The organism is Actinomadura sp. CNU-125, from assembly GCF_001942465.1.
GTDB lineage: Bacteria > Actinomycetota > Actinomycetes > Streptosporangiales > Streptosporangiaceae > Spirillospora.
Map to the genome: position 1 here is coordinate 1 of NZ_MKJY01000453.1, position 2,465 is coordinate 2,465.

The window sequence follows — 2,465 nt, forward strand, 5'->3', positions numbered from 1 at the left end:
CGGCGGAGTCGGTCGGTCAGGGTGCGGGTGGCGCGGCGGAGTCGGTCGGCCGGGGGCGCCGAGGGCGCTGCGGAGCAGGCCGGGCAGGACGCGGGGGGTGCGGCCGGACGGGACGGTGACCGTGCGGACGGTGCGGCCGGGGAGTCGGCCGGGGAGTCGGCCGGGGAGTCGGCCGGGGAGTCGGGTGGTGATCGCTCGGACGAACGACCGCAGGAGGGGCCGTCGTCCGACAGCGCGGGTGGAGAGCGGAACGACGCGTCCGATGGCGGCGGGAACAGCCGGGAACAGGGAGACGATGCGACGGAACTGCGGGGTGCGCTGCGGGAGACCGAGGAGTCGCTGCAGGAGCTCGGCCGGACCCTCGTGCGCATGTTCTCCAAGCAGTCGAGCCGCTGAGCACCGAGGGGGAACGATGGCCGGTCGGTATCCGGACGACGACGTGGCGGCTTCGGCGGCGATCCTGTTCCGCGCGACGATCAAGGCCGACGAGCTGCGGTTCGACGTCGTGCCGGACAGTTCGGTCGAGTTCACCGGGGACGCCGACGCCCGCTCCTCGTCGGGCAGCGTGCGGGAGGGCGTCCCCGACGAGGCGACGTCGGGGACGACGTACCGCGACGTCCGGATCGACTACGCGATCGCGGCGAAGCTAGCCCCGCCACCCGCCTCCTGACGTTGATCTGCGGCGTGTTGCCCTTATGAGCGCCCGAGTTTGGGCAACACGCCGCAGATCAACGAACAAACCTGGTGGTCAGCGTTCGATCACGGTGCGCAGTCGCCGGTCGAGGTGGGCGCGGGCGCGCTCGGGGTCGTCGCCGGTGAGGGCGACGAGGGCGATGCCCGCGGTGATGATGACGTCGGCGAGTTCGTCGCGGACGTCGTCGCGCGTCCCGTGGACGCCCTTGCGCGGGTTCTGGCCGGTGACGCCGATGTACGCCTGGACGGCCTCGCCGTACTCCTCGGCGATCTTCAGGATGAGCGTCTGCTCGTCGATGCCGGGGAGGAGGCCCCTCCGGAGGCGGGCGAGGTCGTCCCACATGGCGCGTCCAGGTGTGTGAGCGGGAATGTGACGTCGGCGATGTTAGCGACGTGCGCGGACGGTCGGCCGGTACGATGGTCGGATCGTCCGTTGAAGCACGTCAGAGAGCCGCCATGTCGCAGTTGCCGGTCGTCAAGGTCCACGGAAACCGTAATGACATCCTGGTCATCGACGGTGCCCCGGACGAGCTGTTCCCCGGTGGTGCCGCCGCGCGCGCGGTGCGTCGGCTGTGCGACCGCCGGGACGGGCTCGGCGCCGACGGCGTGTACTTCATCGTGGACGGCGGCGACGGTTCGGGCCGCGCGTGGTTCTTCAACCCGGACGGTTCGGAGTCGCTGCTGTGCGGCAACGGGATGCGCGGCGCGGGCCGCCTCCTCCTCGACCGCTACGACGCCGGGCAAGTGGTTCTGCGCACCGGCCCGTACGACTTCACGGTCCGCGACGCGGGGACGTCGCCGCACGGCGTGCGGCGGACGGCGGTGGAGCTGCCGCCGGTCGACTTCGCGCCCGCCGATCCGATCGTCGCCGGTGCCGTCGGCCCGATCGTCGACCGGGTGGTCGGCGCCTACCACCCGTCGCTGCCGGTCACGGCGGTGGCGGTGCCGAACTCGCACCTCGTCAGCGTCATCACCGGCTACCGCGAGGACGAGCTGATCGAGACGGGCCTGCGGGTCGCGGACGCGCCCGGCGACTTCCCGCAGGGCGCGAACGTCAGCTTCGTCCTTCCGCTGGACGGGCGCGGCCCGGACGACGTCTACGTGCAGACCTACGAGCGCGGCGCGGGGCTGACGCCGAGCTGCGGTTCGGGCGTCGCGGCGTCGCGCGCGGTGCTGTCGCGGCTCGGGCGGGTCGACCCGGACGTCCCGGTGCTGGTGCGGAATCCGGGCGGCCCGGCGCGGTCGTGGCTGCAGGAGGCCGACGGCCGCTGGCAGCCCGTCCTGGAGGGCAACGGCACGATCGTCTTCCGGGCCGAGGTCGACCGGGCCTCGCTGGCGGGCGAGGGCCCGCTGTCGTTCGAGAAGGAGGACGACGCGGCGGAGCTGGCCGCGTTCGACGCCCTCTACCAGGAGAACCGCGAGATCCTCGCCGACGCCGGGGTGAAGCCCACCGCCTGACCGCGGGTCAGCGGCGGGCGGCGGCCAGGTAGGCGGCCAGGGTCGCCGCTCCGGCCGCCGCCTGGACGGCCAGGTGCGCGCCGATCGCGGACGGCGGGGCGCTCAGTGCCGCGAGCAGCGGCGTGCAGCCGAGCGCGGCGACGTCGATCCCGTCCCGGCCCAGACGAACGGGCCGGTGGGCACGGCGCCCAACGGTGTGTCGAAGATCGGCATGGCGTGGTCGATGGGGCGGCGCCGCGCCATCCGCAGCGCCCGGCGGCGGAGCGCGGGCGCCGCCGCCGGGCCGAACGCCCACCACGCCGCGCCGGGCAGCG

Annotated in this window: 3 protein-coding genes and 2 pseudogenes; 3 read left to right on the plus strand and 2 right to left on the minus strand. The window is 74.0% G+C overall.

The genetic code is table 11. The features are described from left to right. Positions 1-396, plus strand: a pseudogene (locus BJF79_RS37290) (hypothetical protein); the annotation flags it as partial. Between the two features lie 16 nt (positions 397-412). Beyond that, positions 413-670 carry a hypothetical protein gene (locus tag BJF79_RS37295; protein WP_075904467.1) on the plus strand — a complete coding sequence of 86 codons (258 nt, stop codon included), beginning with the start codon at positions 413-415 and terminating at the stop codon, positions 668-670. Between the two features lie 78 nt (positions 671-748). On the opposite strand, the gene BJF79_RS37300 is transcribed toward BJF79_RS37295, so the two are convergent. Then, positions 749-1,036, minus strand: a complete 288-nt coding sequence (locus BJF79_RS37300) for a MazG-like family protein (protein WP_075904469.1) — start codon at positions 1,034-1,036, stop codon at positions 749-751. Positions 1,037-1,149: 113 nt separating this feature from the next. Here BJF79_RS37300 and dapF point away from each other — a divergent pair, with 113 nt between their 5' ends. Continuing rightward, positions 1,150-2,151: a diaminopimelate epimerase gene (gene dapF / locus BJF79_RS37305; RefSeq protein ID WP_075904471.1), complete on the plus strand. Its 1,002-nt coding sequence runs from the start codon at positions 1,150-1,152 to the stop codon at positions 2,149-2,151. A gap of 7 nt (positions 2,152-2,158) precedes the next feature. Here the strand turns inward: dapF and BJF79_RS54430 are convergent. After that, positions 2,159-2,465 (minus strand): annotated as a pseudogene (locus BJF79_RS54430) (hypothetical protein); the annotation flags it as partial.

What these genes read in the sequence shown, in the direction of transcription:
- BJF79_RS37295 (WP_075904467.1), top strand. Translation starts at nt 413, where the DNA reads ATGGCCGGTCGGTATCCGGACGACGACGTGGCGGCTTCGGCGGCGATC.
- BJF79_RS37300 (WP_075904469.1), bottom strand. Translation starts at nt 1,036, where the DNA reads ATGTGGGACGACCTCGCCCGCCTCCGGAGGGGCCTCCTCCCCGGCATC.
- dapF (WP_075904471.1), top strand. Translation starts at nt 1,150, where the DNA reads ATGTCGCAGTTGCCGGTCGTCAAGGTCCACGGAAACCGTAATGACATC.